Consider the following 18,751-nt stretch of genomic DNA (forward strand, 5'->3'; position numbering starts at 1 on the left):
TCGGTTGTAAACTAATTACTTTCGGTTGTAACTATTTGTAAGCGTTTGTAAATGGAAATATTTTTCCGTATATTTAACAGAAATCATACTACAATGCAAACAAAAATCAATAAAGTCGAATTAAGAAATTTAGAATTCGACGACTATCAGCAGTTAAAAAATTCAATGGTTGAATCGTATCCTGAAATGGCGAATTCATACTGGAGATCTAACGATATTAAAAAATTACTCTCAATATTTCCTGAAGGCCAACTGGTTATACTAGTTGACGGCATCGTTGTAGGATCGGCATTATCACTAATTGTCGACGAAAAATTGGTAGACAAAAGACACAATTACAGGCAAATTATTGGCGACTATACTTTTTCAACTCATAATCCAGATGGGGAAATATTGTACGGTATAGACGTTTTTATCCATCCTAATTATCGCGGTTTGCGTTTAGGCCGCCGTTTATATGATGCGCGTAAAGAACTTTGCGAACAATTAAACCTAAAAGCGATTGTTTTTGCAGGAAGAATTCCAAATTATGCTCAACACGCCAAAAAGATGACACCAAAAGTGTATATCGATAAAGTAAAACATAAAGAATTGCACGATCCGGTACTTTCATTTCAGCTGAGTAATGATTTTCACGTTTTACGAATTATCAAAAATTATCTTGAAGGCGACGAAGAGTCGAAAGAATTCGCTGTTCTTTTAGAATGGAATAACGTTTACTATGACGAAAGTCCGAAATTAATTAATCTTGAAAAAAGTGTTATTCGTTTAGGATTGGTACAATGGCAAATGCGCCAATTGAATAATCTGGAAGAATTTTTTGAACAATCAGAATTTTTTATCGATGTTGTTTCAGGTTACGGAGCTGATTTTGCTTTGTTTCCGGAACTTTTTATTGCGCCTTTAATGGCCGATTACAATCATTTATCTGAAGCCGAAGCCATTCGTGAACTTGCCCGATATTCTGATCCTATCAGAAAGCGTTTTCAGGAATTTGCCATTTCGTATAACATCAATATTATTACCGGAAGCATGCCACTTTTAGATAATGGGAACTTGTACAATGTTGGTTTTTTATGCAAAAGAGACGGAACATCAGAAATGTATACTAAAATTCACGTTACACCAAACGAAGTGCAGCATTGGGGAATGAAAGGCGGATCGCACTTTAAAACCTTTGACACAGATTGTGGGAAAATTGGCATCCTGATTTGTTATGATGTTGAGTTTCCGGAGCTTTCGAGAATAATGTCTGATGAAGGAATGAATATTTTATTTGTCCCTTTTTTAACCGATACTCAAAATGCTTATACACGTGTAAAACATTGTTCGCAGGCGCGTGCCATAGAAAATGAGTGTTATGTAGCCATAGCAGGTTGTGTGGGTAATTTACCAAAAGTGAATAATATGGACATTCAATATGCACAGGCATCTGTATTTACGCCATCGGATTTTGCTTTTCCTAGTAATGGTATAAAAGCGGAAGCAACCCCAAATACCGAAATGACATTGATCGTTGACGTCGACTTAAATCTATTAAAACAGCTTCATGAACATGGAAGTGTACGAATTTTAAAAGACAGACGAAACGATTTGTACGAGATTAAAAAGCTAGTGCCATGAAAACATGTCTTGAATGTTCCGAAAAACTTGTAGGCCGCGAAGACAAAAAATTCTGTTCAGACAGCTGCAGAAATGCCTACAACAATAAAATAAATAAAGACAGCACTAATTTCATGCGTAATGTAAACAACAAATTACGAAAAAATTACCGTATTTTGTGTGAATTAAATACTGATGGAAAATCTAAAGCAACAAGGGATAAAATGATCAATAAAGGTTTTGATTTCGAATTCTTTACCAATATCTTGCAGACCAAAACAGGGAATACCTACTATTTCCTGTATGATCGGGGATATCGATCTTTGGACAATGATTATTTTATGCTTGTTAAAAAAGAAATATAGTACGTAATGAAGAAAAACCCCACCTCAATTCTGGCCATAGTCTGCATTTTAGCAATTCTTGGCATCATATATGCCTCGATGATGCCGCAATGGATCTCAAAAGATGAAGAAGCACTTGCTGATTTTTCTACCGAAAGAGCGCTAAATCAAGTCGAAATTATTGCGCAAAAACCACATTATGTTGGTTCTACCAATCATGAACTGGTTGCCAATTACCTTAAACTTGAACTCAATCGAATTGGACTGGAAACCTCTATTCAGGAAGGTTTTACACTTAACGACAAAGGATTATTAGTAAAATCTAAAAATATTCTGGCCCGTATAAAAGGAACTGATAGTTCAAAAGCGCTATTACTTTTATCTCATTACGACAGTGCACCACATTCATTTTCTAAAGGTGCAAGCGACGATGCCTCAGGAGTTGCAACAATATTAGAAGGAATTCGTGCTTTTTTATACGCCAAACAGCCCCATAAAAACGATATTATTATTCTTTTTTCTGATGCCGAAGAATTGGGCTTAAACGGAGCCGCTCTTTTTGTGAACAAACATCCATGGGCAAAAGAAGTTGGACTTGTCATCAATTTTGAAGCAAGAGGTTCTTCCGGACCAAGTTATATGCTGATGGAAACCAATAAAGGAAATCAGGCACTTGTAAAAGAATTTGCAAATGCGAAAACCCAATATCCGGTTTCAAATTCGCTGATGTACAGCATTTATAAAATGCTTCCCAACGATACTGATTTAACTGTTTTTAGAGAACAGGGAAATATTCAGGGTTTCAATTTTGCTTTTATCGACGGACATTATAATTATCATACGCAGCAAGACGATGTTCAACATTTAAGCAAAACCACACTAAAACATCAGGGAACGTATTTAATGCCTTTATTAAAATACTTTTCGAATGTTAATCTCAATGAAACCAATTCTACAGAAGATGATGTGTACTTTAGCGTTCCGTTCTCTTTTATAAGTTATCCATTTACATGGGTTTTCCCAATGACGATCATTGCATTAGGCTTATTGATTGTTTTTATTTTTATAGGAAAAGCCAAGCGCGTCATTACCTTCAGAGAAATTTTCAGAGGATTTGTTCCGCTTTTAGGCGCCATCACAATCTCAGGATTGGTTACCTTTTTAGGATGGAAAATTCTGCTTCAAATTTATCCACAATATTCAGATCTCCTTAACGGATTCACTTATAATGGTCACGCTTACATTGGGGCTTTTGTAACACTAAGTATCGCCATTTCTTTTGCTTTTTACCATCATTTTTCAGAAGCAAAAATCACAATGAACCATTTTGTAGCACCGTTGCTGCTTTGGATTATCATCAATGCATTTCTGGCAAATAGCTTAACAGGAGCTGGATTCCTTATTATTCCGGTTTATTTTGGAATTATCTTATTCGGAATCTTTGTCATTACCCAACACTATAGTTTGGGCGTAAATTTATTATTCAGCATTCCTGCATTGGCCATTATTGCGCCTTTCATCGTCATGTTTCCAGTTGGTTTAGGTTTAAAAATTCTTTTTGGAAGTGCTATCCTAACCGTTTTACTTTTCGGATTATTACTTCCTGTATTTGGTGATTTTTTCAAAAAAGGAGCCTGGACCGTGTTCTTTTTTGCCGTTTCTATCGGATTCTTTATTTATGCCGGTTACCATTCAGGTTACCAACATGGAGAAGCAAAATCAAATAGTTTATTATATGTTTATAATGCCAATACCAACTCGGCAGTCTGGACCACTTATGATGTAAACTTAGACGAATGGACTAAAACTTATTTAGGAGAAAAAAATCAAAAAGCCGTTGGTTTAAACTCTTTACCGCTGGCCAGCAAATACAATTCAGGTTTTACCTATAGCGCAATTGCTCCTGTGGTGGATATTCCAAAACCAACAATTGCTTTCTTAAAAGATAGTGTTGTAGGCAATAATAGGTATTTAAAAATTAAAATTAGTCCAAACAGAAAAGTAAACCGTTACGATATTTATGCGAATCCTAAAATGACATTTTTTAATTTTAAAGCCAATGGTGTCGCAACTTCGGGAGAAAAAGGAAACCGTCTGGAAAGAGATGGCGGAAAAATATTATGCTATTATGTCGTAGGCAACGAACCGCTTGTCATGGATTTCTACATCAATAAATCTTCTGTTTTTGATATGGATTTAATCGAAAGTTCATTCGACTTAATGACCAATCCATTATTACAAATAAAACCAAGAAGCGACTGGATGATGCCAACTCCTTTTGTTTTAAATGATGCCGTTTTAATTCAACAAAAAATAAAAAAATATACAGCACCGGTAGCTACTCTTGCACCTGCAACCGCAGTAAAAGACAGTACTGTTATTGCAAAAGACAGTTTAAAACCTGTTGTAAGACCAGAATAAATAAACTTTTCTAACCTAACCATTATGAAGAAAACATTTCTGCTTTTTATTACTTTAAGTTTTTTCAATGCTAAGAGTCAGACCTTAGAAGAAAAAATAGCTACTAAAGCTTGCACTTGCCTGGAAAAAAGCAAAGAAATAAATGAAGAAATCTACAGAAATTGTTTGACCAACTCAATGGCAGAATTAGTTTTGCAAGATAAAGATGCGAAAGTAAGAGAAGGTATCAATACGGTGGAAGGAATCAAGAGTTTACTTCAAAAATCAGATGAAACTATTGGAAAGACCTGTTCGAAGTTTTTACCAAAAGCATCTGAAAACAAATCAGATATTTATTATAGTGATTCTAAAAATGAACAGGCACAAAATTCTTATATCATTGCAAAAGATTTTATGCAAGCTCAAAACTATAAATTAGCGATCGAAGGTTTGCAGCTTGCATTAAAACAAGACCCAAAATTTGTTTTGGCACTCGATGATATTGCAGTTTGCTACAGACAATTGGAGGATTACGATAATGCCGTAAAGTATTATAAAAAATCATTGGATATTTATCCCGAGGGTGAATATGCCTTAATGAATATTGGTGTAGTTTATTCGCTAAAATCAGATTACAAAACGGCTATCGATTATTATGAAAGGCTTATAAAATATCAGCCCAACAATGCTGAAGGCTATTTTGGAGCTGGAAAAAATTACCTGCAACTCAACAACGACGAAAAAGCATTAAGTGACATTTTTATAGCCCACAGAATTTACACCGAAAATAAATCAGAATATGCAAAAGATACCGAAATGCTCATGGGGGCTATTTATCAAAAAATGGTAAAAGAAAACAAAGAAGGCATTTTCAAAAAAATTGCGGCAGAAAACAATATTGTCATCGAATAATTTCGATATAAATATAAAAAAGGGCAAACTTTAAAATTAAAGTTTGCCCTTTTTCGTTAACAGGCACATTCAATTTTCAAACCTCCTTTTACTCCTTTTGTTCCTTCGGTGGCATAACCGTCAAACTTCCACCACTCGATTCCTCCCATCAATTCTTTTACTTTAAATCCTAATTTTGCCATATTCAAAGCGCTCCTTGTCGATGCATTGCAGCCAATTCCATCGCAATACGTCACGTACAAAACATCTTTATCCAAATGTTTTGTAGTTTCAGCCGTCATTTCTCTGTGCGGAATATTAATGGCTGTCGGAATATGTTCGGCTTCAAAACCAAATGCTTTTCTTGCATCGATTACAATTACTTTCTCGCCATTGTTCAAAGCATCAAATAAATCCGAAGGATCCATTTCGAAGGCCAGTTTGTTTTCGTAGTGTTTAATTTGCGCTTCCATTTTTCTGTTTTTAAGGTTTTGTTTTTTTCAAAAATAATTCAACAGCACATCCTATAAAAACGAAAAGAATTCATCAACTTGATTACTTTTTTTCATAAAAAACCCAGTCTAAAATTTTGTTTCTTTGTAGTTCTAATTCCCAAAAAATGGAAATCCGTCATTTAAGATTAATAAAAGCAATTGTTGAAGAAGGAAGCATCACCAAAGCGATTGATAAATTGCATTTGACGCAATCGGCCTTGAGCCACCAACTCAAAGAAGCCGAATACCAATTAGGAACTCCTGTCTTTTTGAGAACCAATAAAAAGCTGGTTTTGACCAAAGCCGGTGAAAAAATCTATGAATTGGCCAATGAAATTCTGGAGAAACTCTCACAAACCGAATCTCAAATCAAGCAAATGGTTTACGGAGAACACGGCGAAATAAGAATTAGTACCGAATGTTTTTCGAGTTATCACTGGCTGCCACCGGTTTTAAAACAATTTCATCTTTTATATCCTAATGTTGAACTGAAAATTGTAACCGAAGCCACTCATATTCCGCTGCAAAAGTTATTAGAAAACACCATTGATATCGCGATTATCAGCGATCAGATCAAAGACAATAATATCAAATACATTGAACTTTTTCAGGACGAAGTCGTAATGGCGGTTTCTGAAAACCATGCCTGGGCGAATAAAAAATACGTGGTTGCCGAAGATTTTATCAACGAACACCTATTAATTCATTCCCTTCCGATGGAAACCGTTACAATACATCAGTTTGTTTTGGCTCCAGCCAAAGTAACTCCAAAGAAAATAACGCCACTACCTTTAACCGAAGCCTCTCTGGAAATGGTTAAAGCCGATATGGGCGTAATGTCGATGGCAAAATGGGCCTTGTTACCACATTTAAAAAACAACCCGATAAAAGCCATTAAAATTGGAAAAAACGGTTTGAAAAGAAAACACTTTATTGCCATTCGCGAAAACGAACAATATCCGGATTACTTTTATCATTTTATTACCTTTTTACAAAACGAAATCAACCTGCAATGGAATATTCAATAAGAAATTGCGAAATAGCCGATGTACCAAAACTGGTTGTTTTATGCCAGAAACACGCTGAATTCGAAAGAGCCGATTATTCTCCGGAAGGAAAAGAAGAAGGTCTAAGAAAAGCATTATTTGGCGAACAACCCAAGTTATATTGTTTGGTCGTTGCTACAAAAGAAACCATCGTAGGTTATGTATCTTATAATTTTACTTATTCAACCTGGAGCGCCGCCGATTTTTTGTATATGGATTGTTTGTTTTTAGAAGAAAGTGCCAGAAATTTCGGGATTGGTGAAGTTTTAATCAACAAACTAAAAGAAATCGGAAAGAATAATAATTGTGTCAATATGCAGTGGCGAACGCCTCAATTTAATGAAAGAGCTATAAAATTCTATCAACGAATTGGTGCAAAAGGAAAAGATAAAGTTTGTTTCTTTTTAGATTTGTAATATAATTGAAGCTAAAATTATAAATTGAATAGCGTCCAGCTTTAGCTGGATGTAAAATATAGTTACGGAAAAAGGCTTTAGCCAACTAATCTTGTTTTGGCTAAAGCCTTTTTCTCTTTAAATCTTATTTCTCCAGCTGAAGCTGGAGCCTATTCAAAAAAATTGCGGCTTTGCCTTTACTTTTCAACCTTAATGATAATTTCTCACAAGTTGCGAAAACACCATTTTTTTAAAATTTTAATTTTAAGACTGGAATCTTTGTCCCTTTGTATCTTTGTAACTCTGAACCTTAAAAAAATGAAAAATATAAGCATATTAGGCTGCGGCTGGCTAGGTTTACCTTTAGCGAAAACCTTTATCGAAAAAGGACATTCAGTAAACGGTTCTACAACTTCTGAAAGTAAATTGCAGATATTAGAAAATGCTGGAATAAATCCGTTTGTTGTCATCCTGAGGGATCCCGAGGCTTCGGGAGAAGGAACGCTTGAAAGCGAAAGTGTTTCAGAAAGTATACATGCTTTTCTCGATAATAGTGAAATCTTAATTATAGATATCCCGCCTAAATTACGAGGAAGTAATGCTGATTCATCTCAATCTTCGCGAAAGATTTTTGTAGAAAAGATCCAAAATTTAATTCCGTTTATAGAAAAATCAACAGTAAAAAAGGTGCTTTTTGTGAGTTCAACTTCTGTTTATGGAGATGAAAACGGAAATATTACAGAAGAAACTATTCCGAATCCTGAAACCGAAAGCGGCAAACAATTGCTTTTGGCAGAAGCGCTTCTTCAAAAGAATCAAAATTTCGAAACTACTATTTTACGTTTTGGCGGTTTAATTGGTGAAGATCGCCATCCGGTTAAATTTCTGGCAGGAAAAGAAAACCTCGAAAACCCGGACGCTCCTGTAAATTTAATTCATCAAAAAGATTGCATTACAGTTATTGAAGAAATCATCCATCAATCAAAATGGAATGAAGTTTTTAATGCCGTTGTGCCTTTTCATCCCACAAGAGAAGAATATTACACTCAAAAAGCAAAAGAACAAAACCTGACTTTGCCGAAATTTAGTGCCGAAAAATCGAATATCAAGAAGGTTATTTCAAGTGAGAAGATTGAAAATACTTTGAATTATAAGTTTAAAATAGAAAACTATTAAACCTTTATAATTTTCACCATATAAGTTATATAAGTTCATTTAAACCAAACTACAAAGCTTTGTGACCTCCTAAAATAAACGATTTTTTTGACCGCAGCAAACTTTGTAAACTCTGTGAAACCTCTGCAGGCTTTGTGGTAAAAAACTTAAAACTTAAATTTACTTATATAACTTACATGGTTTAAAAAACTTTGCGAACTTTGCGTAAATCCTTTGCATCTTCGCGGTTAAATAAAAACTATGGAAACAGTCTATATCAATTCACCTTTAGGAATCACCAAAATTATTGGAGATGAAGATGGTATTTCTTTAATTTCCGTTTCTGATGTTGGCACCAATGAAATTTCTCAGGAAATTCCGGAAGTTTTAAAAGAAGCTGTTTCACAACTTGAGGAATACTTCGATAAAAAAAGAACTGATTTTACTTTCAAACTAAACCCAAAAGGAACTGAATTTCAGCAGAAAGTCTGGAAATCCTTATTAGAGATTCCGTACGGAAAAACAGTAAGTTACATGGATCAAACCAAAAAACTGGGTGATGTAAAAGCGATTCGTGCCGTTGCATCGGCCAATGGTAAAAATCCGTTATGGATTGTGGTTCCCTGTCATCGCGTTATTGGTACAAATGGTTCTTTAACGGGTTATGCTGGCGGTTTATCCCGTAAAAAATGGTTAATCGAACACGAAAACCCCACTACACAACAGACTTTGTTTTAAAACACAAATTTCTCAGATTACACGAATTAAAATTATAGCTTTATATTTACAAAAATTAAGTTCGTGTAATTGTTTTACTCAAAGTAATCTGTGCCAATTAGTGTAATTCGTGTTAAACTAAAATTATGATTGAAAAAATAAACCTCAATAACATTTTATTTCTGGATATAGAAACTGTTCCGGAAGAAGAGAACTTTAATTCGCTTGACGCGGAAATGCAATCGCTTTGGGATCATAAAACACAATACCAACGAAAAGAGGATTTTACACCTGAAGAATTTTACGACCGCGCCGGGATTTGGGCTGAGTTCGGAAAAATTGTTTGTATCTCGGTTGGTTATTTTACAATCAAAGGCGATATCAGGAATTTTAGAGTAACGTCGTTCTTTGGCGATGAAAAAAAGATTCTAAAAGACTTTAATAATCTAATCAACAATCACTTTCATCAGCCGCAACATCTTTTATGCGGACATAATGCGAAGGAGTTTGACATTCCGTTTATTGCCCGACGCATGATCATTAACCAGGTTGCAATTCCGGACAAACTGAATTTATTTGGTAAAAAACCTTGGGAAATTCCACATTTAGATACTTTAGAATTATGGAAGTTTGGCGATTATAAACACTTTACTTCTTTAAAACTATTAACTAAAATTCTGGGAATTCCATCACCAAAAGGTGATATCGACGGAAGTCAGGTAGGTCATGTGTTTTATGTCGAAAAAGATATTGACCGAATTGTTACGTATTGCGAAAAAGATACTATTGCCGTGGCTCAGATTTTCCTGCGCTTACGTCGTGAAGATTTATTGATTGATGATGAAATTATTCATGTATAGCTTTTCTAAGCCACTAAGGTACTGAGTTGCTAAGATACTAAGGTATTTTTCATAAACTTATCTAACTTTTATAGTTTAAATATTTAACGAATGACGCACCAGGAAATTTCTCATTATCGTCTTGTTTCGCAGAAACTCTATGAAACAAGTTCAAATTCTCCGGAAGAAATTGTAAAACATCTTTGCGCAATGCAGGCTCAGGATTATGCAATGGCAAAATGGGCAATTGGTTCCAGATGCGAGGCTACTGAAGCAGCAATTGAAAAGGCTATAAATTCGGCACAAATTATCAGAACGCATATTCTTAGACCAACCTGGCATTTTGTTTCGGCAGAAGATATTTATTGGATGTTGGATCTGTCAGGACCACAAGTTCAAAAAATGACTATTTCGGCTGCTAAAAAATATGGTTATGATCTGAAGATGCTCAACCAAATTAATTCTCAAATAGAAAAATTATTAGCGGGAAACAATCATTTAACGCGTGACGAAATCATGCAGGAACTCAACATAAAAAAAGGTTCAAGTCAGGATTTTTTAGCGGCAGCTATTATGAAGCATGCCGAACTCGATGGTTTGGTATGCAACGGCAAAATGAAAGGCAAACAGATAACTTATGCCTTACTGGAAGAAAGGGTTTCGAAACCTAAAACTAAATTCACCAAAGAAGAAGCTTTAGCAAAATTAGCCCTAAGATATTTCGAAAGTCATGGCCCTGCAACGCTTCTTGACTTTTCGTGGTGGTCTGGTTTTCCGCCAACTACCTGCAAATTGGCACTTAGTGCAATTGAGTTGCAATTGAATTCGGTCGAGATTGAAAATCAAATCTACTGGTTTAAAAAAGATATTTCTGATGAAACCCACTTCCGCGAAAGCGTACATTTTCTCCCAGCTTTTGATGAGATTTTAATATCGTATAAATCCAGAGAAGCTTCTATTTTATTAGAACATCAATCTCAAGCTTTCACCAATAATGGAATTTTCAAACCTATTATTCTCGAAAACGGAAAGGTCATTGGGACCTGGAAACGAACGATCAAAAAAGATCACGCAAAAATAGAAACGCAATTTTTTAATACACCCGAAAGTTCAAAAAAAGAAATTCTGTTTGAAGGTATTAAAGCTTTTGAGAACTATCTGGGAACTAAAGTTGTTATTGAATAACTTTCATTTTCATTAAAATACTATCGTTTCTTAGAAATACTTCTTCTATCCTTTATAAAATCTTTGCGCATACAATCGCTAAATAATTATATTTACAAAAAAATTAGCATTATGGTATTAAGTAGATTCTGGTTAGTGATTTTTATTTCCTCAATTGTCTTTATTGTGGTCAGTTTATTTACTGCCAACACTTATACTATCGATTCTGTTATAAACGGAAAAAAAGACGATCCGATTCTGGTCTCAGAAAAATACATTCACGAACTTCCTGCTTTCATCAAAGACAGCATTCAGAAAGCGCCGGATCAGACCATGATCATCAATCGTGATACGCTTAATGCAGATACTACTTATGTTTATAAAAATAAAACGGTAAAAATTTTCAGCGGTCTTCAAAAATCTGATGGTTTATTGCCTACTTGCAAAAGCACTTTGGTCGATTTAATCTTACCGCTTATTGCTTATTTGGCTTTTTTCTGCGGATTAATGGAACTTTTAATCATTTCAGGAGCATCCGGAAAATTAGCCAAAGTACTAAGTCCGGTATTCGTAAAGGTTTTTCCTAGTATTCCTAAAAATCACCCTTCTATATCTTATATGACTTTAAACTTTGCCGCGAATTTCCTTGGATTAGATTCGGCTGCAACTCCTTTTGGACTTAAAGCCATGGAAAGTTTACAGGAAATAAATCCCGACAAAGACAGAGCAAGTGATGCTCAGATTATGTTTATGTGCCTTCACGCTTCGGGTTTAACTTTAATCGCAACGTCAATTATTGGCTATCGTGCTGCAGCAAATGCCACGAATCCTGCCGATGTTATGCTTCCGTGTATTATTACTTCTTTTATTGGTACGATCGCAGCATTTTTGATTGTGGGAATTAAACAAAAAATCAATTTTAAAAGCGCTTCGCTTGTTATTGTCTTAATCGGTTTAATTGCCGCGATTATTGGTTTGCTGATGTACGTTAACCATTTAGATTTAATTGGAAAAAATTACTTTACCTCTAATCTTTCGGGTTTAATATTGATTGGAATTATTGCCTTTACATTGATTTTTTCATTCAAACATGAAAAGAAATTTAGCGATGCTAATACAACTGTTTTTGAGACATTTGTAGTAGGCGCAAACAACGGTGTTAAAACCGGAGTTACTATTTTTCCTTATGTATTGGGAATGTTAGTGGCTATTTCTTTATTCAGAAACAGCGGTTTATTCGAAATCATAAGCGATGCAATTGCATTTGTTTTTTCGAATATGGGAGTGAGTAAAGAAATTACGAATGCATTACCGGTAGCTATGCTTCGCCCGTTTAGCTCTGCAGGATCCCGCGGATTTTTAATTGATTCGATGAATACGTTTGGTGCAGATTCTTTGACAGCAAGATTGAGCAGCATTTTTCAGTGCAGTGCCGAAAGTACTTTTTATGTAATTGCGGTTTATTTTGGTTCTGTAAATATCAAAAATACGCGTTATGCATTGGGCACAATGCTTCTTGTAGATCTTATTTGTGTGATTACGGCAATTTTTGTAGCGACTTGGTTTTTTTAAATCATTATGATTTATTCCGGATTTTATCTAAACTGGACTGAAGTCCAGCCCTACAATATAGGGCGAGCCTACGGCTCTTTTTTTAGAGTTCCTGATGAACAATTTAATATTTGTAAGAATATTTTGTAATATTGTTGCGAATTTAAATCGTTACCAACAAATACAAAATGTCAAATACTTATCATCAAGTTTATATTCAGGCAGTTTTTGCAGTAAAATATAGAGAAGCAATTATTACAAGTGACTGCAAATCAAAAATATTAAGTGTCATTGGAAAATTAATAAATGAAACGGGTTGCAAAACCTTAATTGTAAATGGGACTGAAGATCATGTTCACTGTCTTTTAAGCCTTAAGCCAACAATTTCTATTTCGGAATTAATGAAAATTGTAAAAGGGAAATCATCAAAATTTATAAATGATCGTCAATTAACAAAACATAAATTCGAATGGCAAGAAGGGTATGGTGCTTTCTCCTATAGCAAATCCCACATTGATGCTGTATATAAATATATTGCTAATCAAGAGGAGCATCATAAAAGAGAAAATTTTAAAGATGAATATATTTCTTTATTAAATAAATTTAATGTCAAATTCGATGAAAAATATATTTTTGAAAAATTAATATAATTTATTTAAACCGGACTGGACTGGACTGAAGTCCAGCCCTACAATATGGGTCGAGCCGATGGCTCTTTTTTTAGAGTTCCGGAGGAACGATTTATATTGTAGGGCCGGATTTTAATCCGGTTTAAAATAGAATCGGATCCATAGCTCGTTTTTCAGAGTTCCAGAGGAACGATTTATATTGTAGGGCCGGATTTTAATCCGGTTTAAAATAGGAATCGGACACATAGATCGTTTTCAAAGTTCCGGAGGAACGCTTTATATTATAGGGCCGGATTTTTATCTGATTTAAAATAGGAATCGGATCCATAGCTCGTTTTTCAGAGTTCCGGAGGAACGCTTTATATTGTAGGGCCGGATTTTAATCCGGTTTAAAATAGGAATCGGACCCATAGCTTGTTTTCAGAGTTCCGGAGGAACGCTTTATATTGTAGGGCCGGATTTTAATCCGGTTTAAAAATAGGAATCGAGCTATTTTAATCCGGTTTAAAAATAAAAACAAATTCAATTCGTTGAATTAATAAAATACCACAAATTAATGAAACCACAATACCTATTTATCGCATGCCTTTTAATTGGTTGCCAAAAGCCAAAACCAGTCGATCAGGCAATCGCTGCAACTCCCGGAACTAAAACCGAAATCACTGCAGTTAAAGAAAATTTCTTAAAAATAGATACAATTTCTATTGCTGATTATGGAGAAATATCAAAAGACAACTATGTTTTGGCTTATCTTTTAGACCAAAAAGCAGATAAGGACAGCATTGTAACAGGAAAATATCGTCTTGATTTTTATCAGAATAAAACTAAAACTACTTCATCAAATATTACAATTGAAAGAGTCGACAAAGGATCTGAATGGAATGCTATTTACGGATTAGGAACAGAAAGTGCCAAAAGTTCGCCTTTTATTCAAATTAGTTTTGGATATCCTGCTTGTGGTTACAATCAAAGTCATTATTTGTATTATTTAAAAAACAATGACATACAATTGGTTTACGATTGGTATACTATGTCTGATAGTGGTTGGGGAAGCTGGGTCGAATTCGAAAATCCTTCGGCGAAAGCCAATCCTGAATCATTCTACTGCAAAACAGTTTCTTTTGAACCCGATGATAATGATGAGAACATGGGAATTGCTAAACATTCAGATTCGATTGTTTTTCGCTTAAGCGGAAATCAATGGCAAAAGCAATTACTTTCGGCAAAAGACAAGATTTATTTTGAGAAAAAAATGAGTTTTGATGACTTTCATAAACAAGAATAAACACTTTAAAACATCCCTTATTCAAATTCTTTCTTAGGTAAATAATTTCTAACTTTGTAAAAAACAAAGAAATGATTGATTTTATATACCAAGACCCTTATCCTATTTTAAAGGATGATACACAGTACCGCAAAATTACTTCTGATTTTGTAAAAGTAGAACAATTTGGAGAACGTGAAGTTCTGACCGTTGACCCAAAAGGTTTAGAATTATTGGCTGAAGAAGCCCTTACAGATGTCTCTTTCATGTTAAGAACAACGCATTTACAAAAACTGCGTAAAATTCTTGATGATCCGGAAGCGACAGACAACGATCGTTTTGTGGCTTATAATTTATTACAAAATGCTTCGGTTGCTGCCGAAGGTCAATTACCAAGCTGCCAGGATACGGGAACAGCGATTGTAATGGCCAAAAAAGGCGAAAGCATCTTTACCGGTGTTGATGATGCAGAATGGCTGAGCAGAGGAATTTTCAACACGTACCAAAAACGTAATTTACGTTATTCGCAAATTGTACCTATTTCGATGTTTGAAGAAAAAAATTCAGGATCGAATCTTCCGGCGCAAATTGATATTTATGCTAAAAAAGGAACTTCTTACGAATTTTTATTCATGGCAAAAGGCGGTGGATCTGCTAATAAAACCTACTTATACCAACAAACAAAATCATTATTGAATGAAAAATCAATGGATGCTTTTGTTCGCGCAAAAATAAAAGACTTAGGAACTTCGGCTTGTCCTCCTTACCATTTAGCTTTGGTAATTGGCGGAACTTCTGCGGAAGCGAATCTAAGTGCTGTTAAAAAAGCGTCTGCAGGATATTATGACCATCTTCCTACTTCAGGAAACATGGCCGGTCAGGCTTTCCGTGATATCGAATGGGAACAAAAAGTACAGCAAATTTGCCAGGAAAGTGCTATTGGAGCTCAGTTTGGTGGTAAATATTTTACGCACGATGTTCGTGTTATTCGTTTGCCTCGTCACGCGGCTTCTTGTCCGGTTGGATTAGGGGTTTCTTGTTCTGCTGATAGAAATATCAAAGGAAAAATTACTAAAGACGGAATTTTCGTTGAACAATTGGAAGTAAATCCAAAACAATTTTTACCGGAAACAGCTCCGCATTTAGAAGCTCCTGTTGAAATTGACTTAGATCAGCCAATGGCAGATATTTTAGCTAAATTATCTCAATATCCAATTAAAACACGTTTAAAACTAAACGGAACTGTAATTGTTGCCCGTGATATTGCGCACGCAAAAATCAAAGAATTATTAGAGGCTGGAAAACCAATGCCGGAATACTTTAAAAATCACCCGGTTTATTACGCTGGTCCGGCAAAAACTCCGGAAGGAATGGCTTCAGGAAGTTTTGGACCAACAACTGCGGGACGTATGGATGTTTATGTTGATGAATTCCAGAAACATGGCGGAAGTATGATTATGCTGGCAAAAGGAAACCGTACCAAGCAAGTAACTGATGCCTGTAACAAATACGGCGGATTCTACTTGGGTTCTATTGGTGGTCCAGCTGCAATTTTAGCTCAGGATAATATCCTAAAAGTTGAAGTGGTTGACTTTGAAGAATTAGGAATGGAAGCAGTTCGTAAAATTACCGTTAAAGATTTCCCTGCTTTTATTATTACAGATGATAAAGGAAACGATTTCTTTGAAAATCTTTAGTATTTAACCGCAAAGTCCGCAAGGAGTTTACGCAAAGAACACAAAGTTTTTTTTTAACTAAATTTTAAAAATAAACTGTACAAACAATAAAAACCGCCTTTATGGGCGGTTTTATTTATTAATATACTTTGCGAACCTTGCGTAAACTCCTTGCGGACTTTGCGGTTAAAATCTCAAGCAACTTCTTTCTCGAAAGCAATAAAGTGTGTCAGTTTTCCTTTTAAATTAAAAACCGGAACTCCATTGATTTGACAATTGTAGGTTCGGCCGTCTTTTCTGTAGTTTTGAATTGTTTTTTCGAAAGGAATCTGCAATTTGATTGCTTCTCTTATTTCTTTCAAAACCGTTTTTGATGTTTTGGGTCCCTGAAACATTTTTGGAGTTTTCCCTAATATTTCTTCTTCTTTATATCCGGTCATTCGCCTGATTCCGTTTGAGACAAAAATGATCTTTAAATCAAGATCTGTTACTACTACAACTTCTTCTTTAATACGTTCTTCTATCTCGAGATGCTTCTCATTCCAGGTAAATTGATTCGAAATTTTATTGACTTTCTTCAAATCAGAGAAAATAGCTTTCAGCTCATTTAGATATTCATAATGAAAATCCCATGCTAAAATAGGAACTGAATTACGATGGGAAGATTCATCAAAATCGGCATTTTTCATTTTAAATAATTTAAAGGATATAATCTTTCCATCCAAAGATAGAGCGAAAATTCATCATAAAATAAATTTATTTTCTATTTAACGATTGTTTAATATGAGTTAAAAAGTAAATTTTAGCTGTACCACAACCGCTTTTTTTTCTTCGGTATTCAGGTTATTAAGTGAAATTCCGAGCAATCGGACCGAGTCTTTCATTTTTTCCTGATATAATAATTCTTCTACTGTTTCGAGAATCAGACTTTTATCTGAAATAAAATAGGGCAACGTTTTACTTCGGGTTTGTTGCGTAAAATCACTGTATTTTATTTTAAGCGTAACCGTTTTACCGGAAATTTTATGTCTTTGTAATCGCCTTTCAAGCGAAGTGGCAATTTTATCTAGCTGTTCGAGCATAAAAATTTCAGAGGTCAAATTGACATCAAATGTATTTTCTGCTGCAACAGATTTCGTGATGCGATTCGATTTTACTTCGCTATTATGAATTCCGCGAACTACATTGTAATAAAAAGCGCCTGATTTCCCAAAATGCTTTTCCAGAAATTCAACCGATTTACTTTTAAGATCAGTTCCGGTAAAAATTCCCAATTGGTACATTTTTTCTGTAGTTACTTTTCCAACACCATAAAACTTTCTAATGGGTAATTCTTCCAGAAAAGCCTCGACTTCGTCCGGATTTACCGTTTTTTGTCCGTTTGGTTTATTGACATCACTGGCAATTTTGGCCACAAATTTATTGATCGAAATTCCCGCAGAAGCTGAAATTCCAACTTCATTCAAAATTCTTAATCTTATTTCCTGAGCCAATAAACTGGCACTTGGATTTCCTTTTTTATTCTGTGTTACATCCAAATAAGCTTCGTCAAGCGAAAGTGGCTCAACCAAATCGGTATAATCGTGAAAAATGGCGTGAATTTTACTTGAAATTTCTTTATAACGATCAAATCGCGGACGAACGAAAATAATTTCAGGACAATATTTTTTAGCCAAAACGCCACTTATAGCACTACGCACACCAAATTTTCGTGCTTCGTAACTGGCTGCCGAAACTACTCCTCTATTCTCTGATCCGCCAACAGCAACGGGTTTTCCGAGCAAAGCAGGATTATCCATTTGCTCTACCGACGCATAAAAAGCATCCATATCAATATGAATAATTTTTCGATATACAGGCGTTTCAGACATACTACAAATTTAACTAGTAAAACACCAAAACAGAGAAGTTTATCGCTAAAAATCACTTAACAGTTTCTAAAAATTATTTGAGTTTAATTTCTAAAGATTGACCGTCACGCGTAATTTCAACAAATTCTTCTATTCGATCTGAATAACTATTGCTATAGGATTGGTTTTGATAGTAGTTTGTCTTGCCTCCGTAATTATTATAAGCTGTTCCTGTATATACTGAACGTGTTCCTGACATTGTATAACTTGCAAAAGATTGTATGAAATACTTTCCGGGCTTTAGGTTCTCAAATTTAAAACGGCCATAATCATCTGTCGTAGTAACGAGTCTGTAACTATTTGCAGCATTTGACATATAAACATTGGTTTTAGAATTCTCTTTCTTTTTACGTAATTGATACCATTCTTCAAAATATTTAGTGACAGGAAACAAATTTACTTCTACATTTTTGGCGTAAATCTTAGCTCCCAATGGAGCTCTGTGACCAAAACTTGATCTGGTTTTTGTAAAAGCAATTCCTTCAACACTTCCTTTGCCTTTTGCCAGCATATTTTTTGCCTCAATAGAGTCAAAAGCCACCTGAGGATAATACTCTGCCTTTTGTGCTTTTATATTTAAAACCACAAATAAAAAAACTAGTGTAAAAAAAACTTTATTCATAACATTATGTATTTTTGCTTTATTATAAAATATAACTTACAAAAATAATAAT

18 protein-coding genes are annotated in these 18,751 nt (G+C 34.7%); 14 read left to right on the plus strand and 4 right to left on the minus strand.

What is annotated here, in order from left to right; all coding sequences use genetic code 11:
* Positions 1-93 precede the first annotated feature (93 nt).
* From LNP81_RS04875 to LNP81_RS04890, 4 genes are read left to right on the plus strand one after another with little or no spacing between them, the layout of a single operon-like run.
* Positions 94-1,623, plus strand: a complete 1,530-nt coding sequence (locus LNP81_RS04875) for a carbon-nitrogen hydrolase family protein (protein WP_230033834.1) — start codon at positions 94-96, stop codon at positions 1,621-1,623.
* Positions 1,620-1,967 (plus strand): hypothetical protein, encoded by a 348-nt coding sequence (locus tag LNP81_RS04880; RefSeq protein WP_230033836.1) that lies wholly within the window; start codon positions 1,620-1,622, stop codon positions 1,965-1,967. Before LNP81_RS04875 ends, LNP81_RS04880 begins: the two co-directional genes overlap by 4 nt.
* A gap of 6 nt (positions 1,968-1,973) precedes the next feature.
* Positions 1,974-4,367: a M28 family peptidase gene (locus LNP81_RS04885; RefSeq protein WP_230033838.1), complete on the plus strand. Its 2,394-nt coding sequence runs from the start codon at positions 1,974-1,976 to the stop codon at positions 4,365-4,367.
* A 24-nt stretch (positions 4,368-4,391) separates the two neighbouring features.
* Positions 4,392-5,258 (plus strand): tetratricopeptide repeat protein, encoded by an 867-nt coding sequence (locus tag LNP81_RS04890; protein WP_230033840.1) that lies wholly within the window; start codon positions 4,392-4,394, stop codon positions 5,256-5,258.
* Positions 5,259-5,314: 56 nt separating this feature from the next.
* On the opposite strand, the gene LNP81_RS04895 is transcribed toward LNP81_RS04890, so the two are convergent.
* Positions 5,315-5,710 (minus strand): rhodanese-like domain-containing protein, encoded by a 396-nt coding sequence (locus LNP81_RS04895; RefSeq protein ID WP_230033842.1) that lies wholly within the window; start codon positions 5,708-5,710, stop codon positions 5,315-5,317.
* Between the two features lie 146 nt (positions 5,711-5,856).
* Here LNP81_RS04895 and LNP81_RS04900 point away from each other — a divergent pair, with 146 nt between their 5' ends.
* The 10 genes from LNP81_RS04900 (at position 5,857) to LNP81_RS04945 (ending at position 16,188) form a co-directional block, all read left to right on the plus strand.
* Complete coding sequence (locus LNP81_RS04900) at positions 5,857-6,759, plus strand: LysR family transcriptional regulator (RefSeq protein ID WP_230033844.1); 903 nt, start codon at positions 5,857-5,859, stop codon at positions 6,757-6,759.
* On the plus strand, positions 6,744-7,193 hold the full coding sequence (locus LNP81_RS04905) for a GNAT family N-acetyltransferase (RefSeq protein ID WP_230033846.1): 450 nt from the start codon (positions 6,744-6,746) through the stop codon (positions 7,191-7,193). The genes LNP81_RS04900 and LNP81_RS04905 overlap by 16 nt, the downstream gene beginning before the upstream one ends.
* A gap of 297 nt (positions 7,194-7,490) precedes the next feature.
* Complete coding sequence (locus LNP81_RS04910) at positions 7,491-8,348, plus strand: NAD-dependent epimerase/dehydratase family protein (protein ID WP_230033848.1); 858 nt, start codon at positions 7,491-7,493, stop codon at positions 8,346-8,348.
* A 240-nt stretch (positions 8,349-8,588) separates the two neighbouring features.
* On the plus strand, positions 8,589-9,065 hold the full coding sequence (locus LNP81_RS04915; RefSeq protein WP_230033850.1) for a methylated-DNA--[protein]-cysteine S-methyltransferase: 477 nt from the start codon (positions 8,589-8,591) through the stop codon (positions 9,063-9,065).
* A gap of 125 nt (positions 9,066-9,190) precedes the next feature.
* Positions 9,191-9,904 carry a 3'-5' exonuclease gene (locus LNP81_RS04920; protein WP_230033852.1) on the plus strand — a complete coding sequence of 238 codons (714 nt, stop codon included), beginning with the start codon at positions 9,191-9,193 and terminating at the stop codon, positions 9,902-9,904.
* Positions 9,905-9,994: 90 nt separating this feature from the next.
* A complete protein-coding gene (locus tag LNP81_RS04925) occupies positions 9,995-11,068 on the plus strand; it encodes a winged helix DNA-binding domain-containing protein (protein ID WP_230033854.1) in 1,074 nt (357 codons plus the stop codon).
* Positions 11,069-11,179: 111 nt separating this feature from the next.
* Positions 11,180-12,619, plus strand: coding sequence for a nucleoside recognition domain-containing protein (locus LNP81_RS04930; protein ID WP_078006692.1), 1,440 nt, complete (start codon positions 11,180-11,182; stop codon positions 12,617-12,619).
* A gap of 167 nt (positions 12,620-12,786) precedes the next feature.
* The gene (gene tnpA / locus LNP81_RS04935) at positions 12,787-13,248 is read left to right on the plus strand and encodes an IS200/IS605 family transposase (protein WP_230033856.1); all 462 of its coding nucleotides are present in this window, start codon (positions 12,787-12,789) and stop codon (positions 13,246-13,248) included.
* Positions 13,249-13,783: 535 nt separating this feature from the next.
* Positions 13,784-14,512 carry a hypothetical protein gene (locus LNP81_RS04940; RefSeq protein ID WP_230033857.1) on the plus strand — a complete coding sequence of 243 codons (729 nt, stop codon included), beginning with the start codon at positions 13,784-13,786 and terminating at the stop codon, positions 14,510-14,512.
* Between the two features lie 71 nt (positions 14,513-14,583).
* Positions 14,584-16,188 (plus strand): fumarate hydratase, encoded by a 1,605-nt coding sequence (locus LNP81_RS04945; RefSeq protein ID WP_230033859.1) that lies wholly within the window; start codon positions 14,584-14,586, stop codon positions 16,186-16,188.
* Positions 16,189-16,361: 173 nt separating this feature from the next.
* On the opposite strand, the gene LNP81_RS04950 is transcribed toward LNP81_RS04945, so the two are convergent.
* From LNP81_RS04950 to LNP81_RS04960, 3 genes are all read right to left on the minus strand, one after another.
* Complete coding sequence (locus LNP81_RS04950) at positions 16,362-16,856, minus strand: PAS domain-containing protein (protein ID WP_230033861.1); 495 nt, start codon at positions 16,854-16,856, stop codon at positions 16,362-16,364.
* A 99-nt stretch (positions 16,857-16,955) separates the two neighbouring features.
* Positions 16,956-18,038: a DNA polymerase IV gene (gene dinB, locus LNP81_RS04955; RefSeq protein ID WP_230033863.1), complete on the minus strand. Its 1,083-nt coding sequence runs from the start codon at positions 18,036-18,038 to the stop codon at positions 16,956-16,958.
* A gap of 73 nt (positions 18,039-18,111) precedes the next feature.
* Positions 18,112-18,699, minus strand: coding sequence for a carboxypeptidase-like regulatory domain-containing protein (locus LNP81_RS04960; RefSeq protein ID WP_230033865.1), 588 nt, complete (start codon positions 18,697-18,699; stop codon positions 18,112-18,114).
* Between the last annotated feature and the right edge of the window lie 52 nt (positions 18,700-18,751).

This window comes from Flavobacterium piscisymbiosum (assembly GCF_020905295.1).
Taxonomy (GTDB): Bacteria; Bacteroidota; Bacteroidia; order Flavobacteriales; family Flavobacteriaceae; genus Flavobacterium; species Flavobacterium piscisymbiosum.

Coding starts and splice junctions, on each gene's coding strand:
- LNP81_RS04875 (WP_230033834.1), top strand. CDS start 94: ATGCAAACAAAAATCAATAAAGTCGAATTAAGAAATTTAGAATTCGAC.
- LNP81_RS04880 (WP_230033836.1), top strand. CDS start 1,620: ATGAAAACATGTCTTGAATGTTCCGAAAAACTTGTAGGCCGCGAAGAC.
- LNP81_RS04885 (WP_230033838.1), top strand. CDS start 1,974: ATGAAGAAAAACCCCACCTCAATTCTGGCCATAGTCTGCATTTTAGCA.
- LNP81_RS04890 (WP_230033840.1), top strand. CDS start 4,392: ATGAAGAAAACATTTCTGCTTTTTATTACTTTAAGTTTTTTCAATGCT.
- LNP81_RS04895 (WP_230033842.1), bottom strand. CDS start 5,710: ATGGAAGCGCAAATTAAACACTACGAAAACAAACTGGCCTTCGAAATG.
- LNP81_RS04900 (WP_230033844.1), top strand. CDS start 5,857: ATGGAAATCCGTCATTTAAGATTAATAAAAGCAATTGTTGAAGAAGGA.
- LNP81_RS04905 (WP_230033846.1), top strand. CDS start 6,744: ATGGAATATTCAATAAGAAATTGCGAAATAGCCGATGTACCAAAACTG.
- LNP81_RS04910 (WP_230033848.1), top strand. CDS start 7,491: ATGAAAAATATAAGCATATTAGGCTGCGGCTGGCTAGGTTTACCTTTA.
- LNP81_RS04915 (WP_230033850.1), top strand. CDS start 8,589: ATGGAAACAGTCTATATCAATTCACCTTTAGGAATCACCAAAATTATT.
- LNP81_RS04920 (WP_230033852.1), top strand. CDS start 9,191: ATGATTGAAAAAATAAACCTCAATAACATTTTATTTCTGGATATAGAA.
- LNP81_RS04925 (WP_230033854.1), top strand. CDS start 9,995: ATGACGCACCAGGAAATTTCTCATTATCGTCTTGTTTCGCAGAAACTC.
- LNP81_RS04930 (WP_078006692.1), top strand. CDS start 11,180: ATGGTATTAAGTAGATTCTGGTTAGTGATTTTTATTTCCTCAATTGTC.
- tnpA (WP_230033856.1), top strand. CDS start 12,787: ATGTCAAATACTTATCATCAAGTTTATATTCAGGCAGTTTTTGCAGTA.
- LNP81_RS04940 (WP_230033857.1), top strand. CDS start 13,784: ATGAAACCACAATACCTATTTATCGCATGCCTTTTAATTGGTTGCCAA.
- LNP81_RS04945 (WP_230033859.1), top strand. CDS start 14,584: ATGATTGATTTTATATACCAAGACCCTTATCCTATTTTAAAGGATGAT.
- LNP81_RS04950 (WP_230033861.1), bottom strand. CDS start 16,856: ATGAAAAATGCCGATTTTGATGAATCTTCCCATCGTAATTCAGTTCCT.
- dinB (WP_230033863.1), bottom strand. CDS start 18,038: ATGTCTGAAACGCCTGTATATCGAAAAATTATTCATATTGATATGGAT.
- LNP81_RS04960 (WP_230033865.1), bottom strand. CDS start 18,699: ATGAATAAAGTTTTTTTTACACTAGTTTTTTTATTTGTGGTTTTAAAT.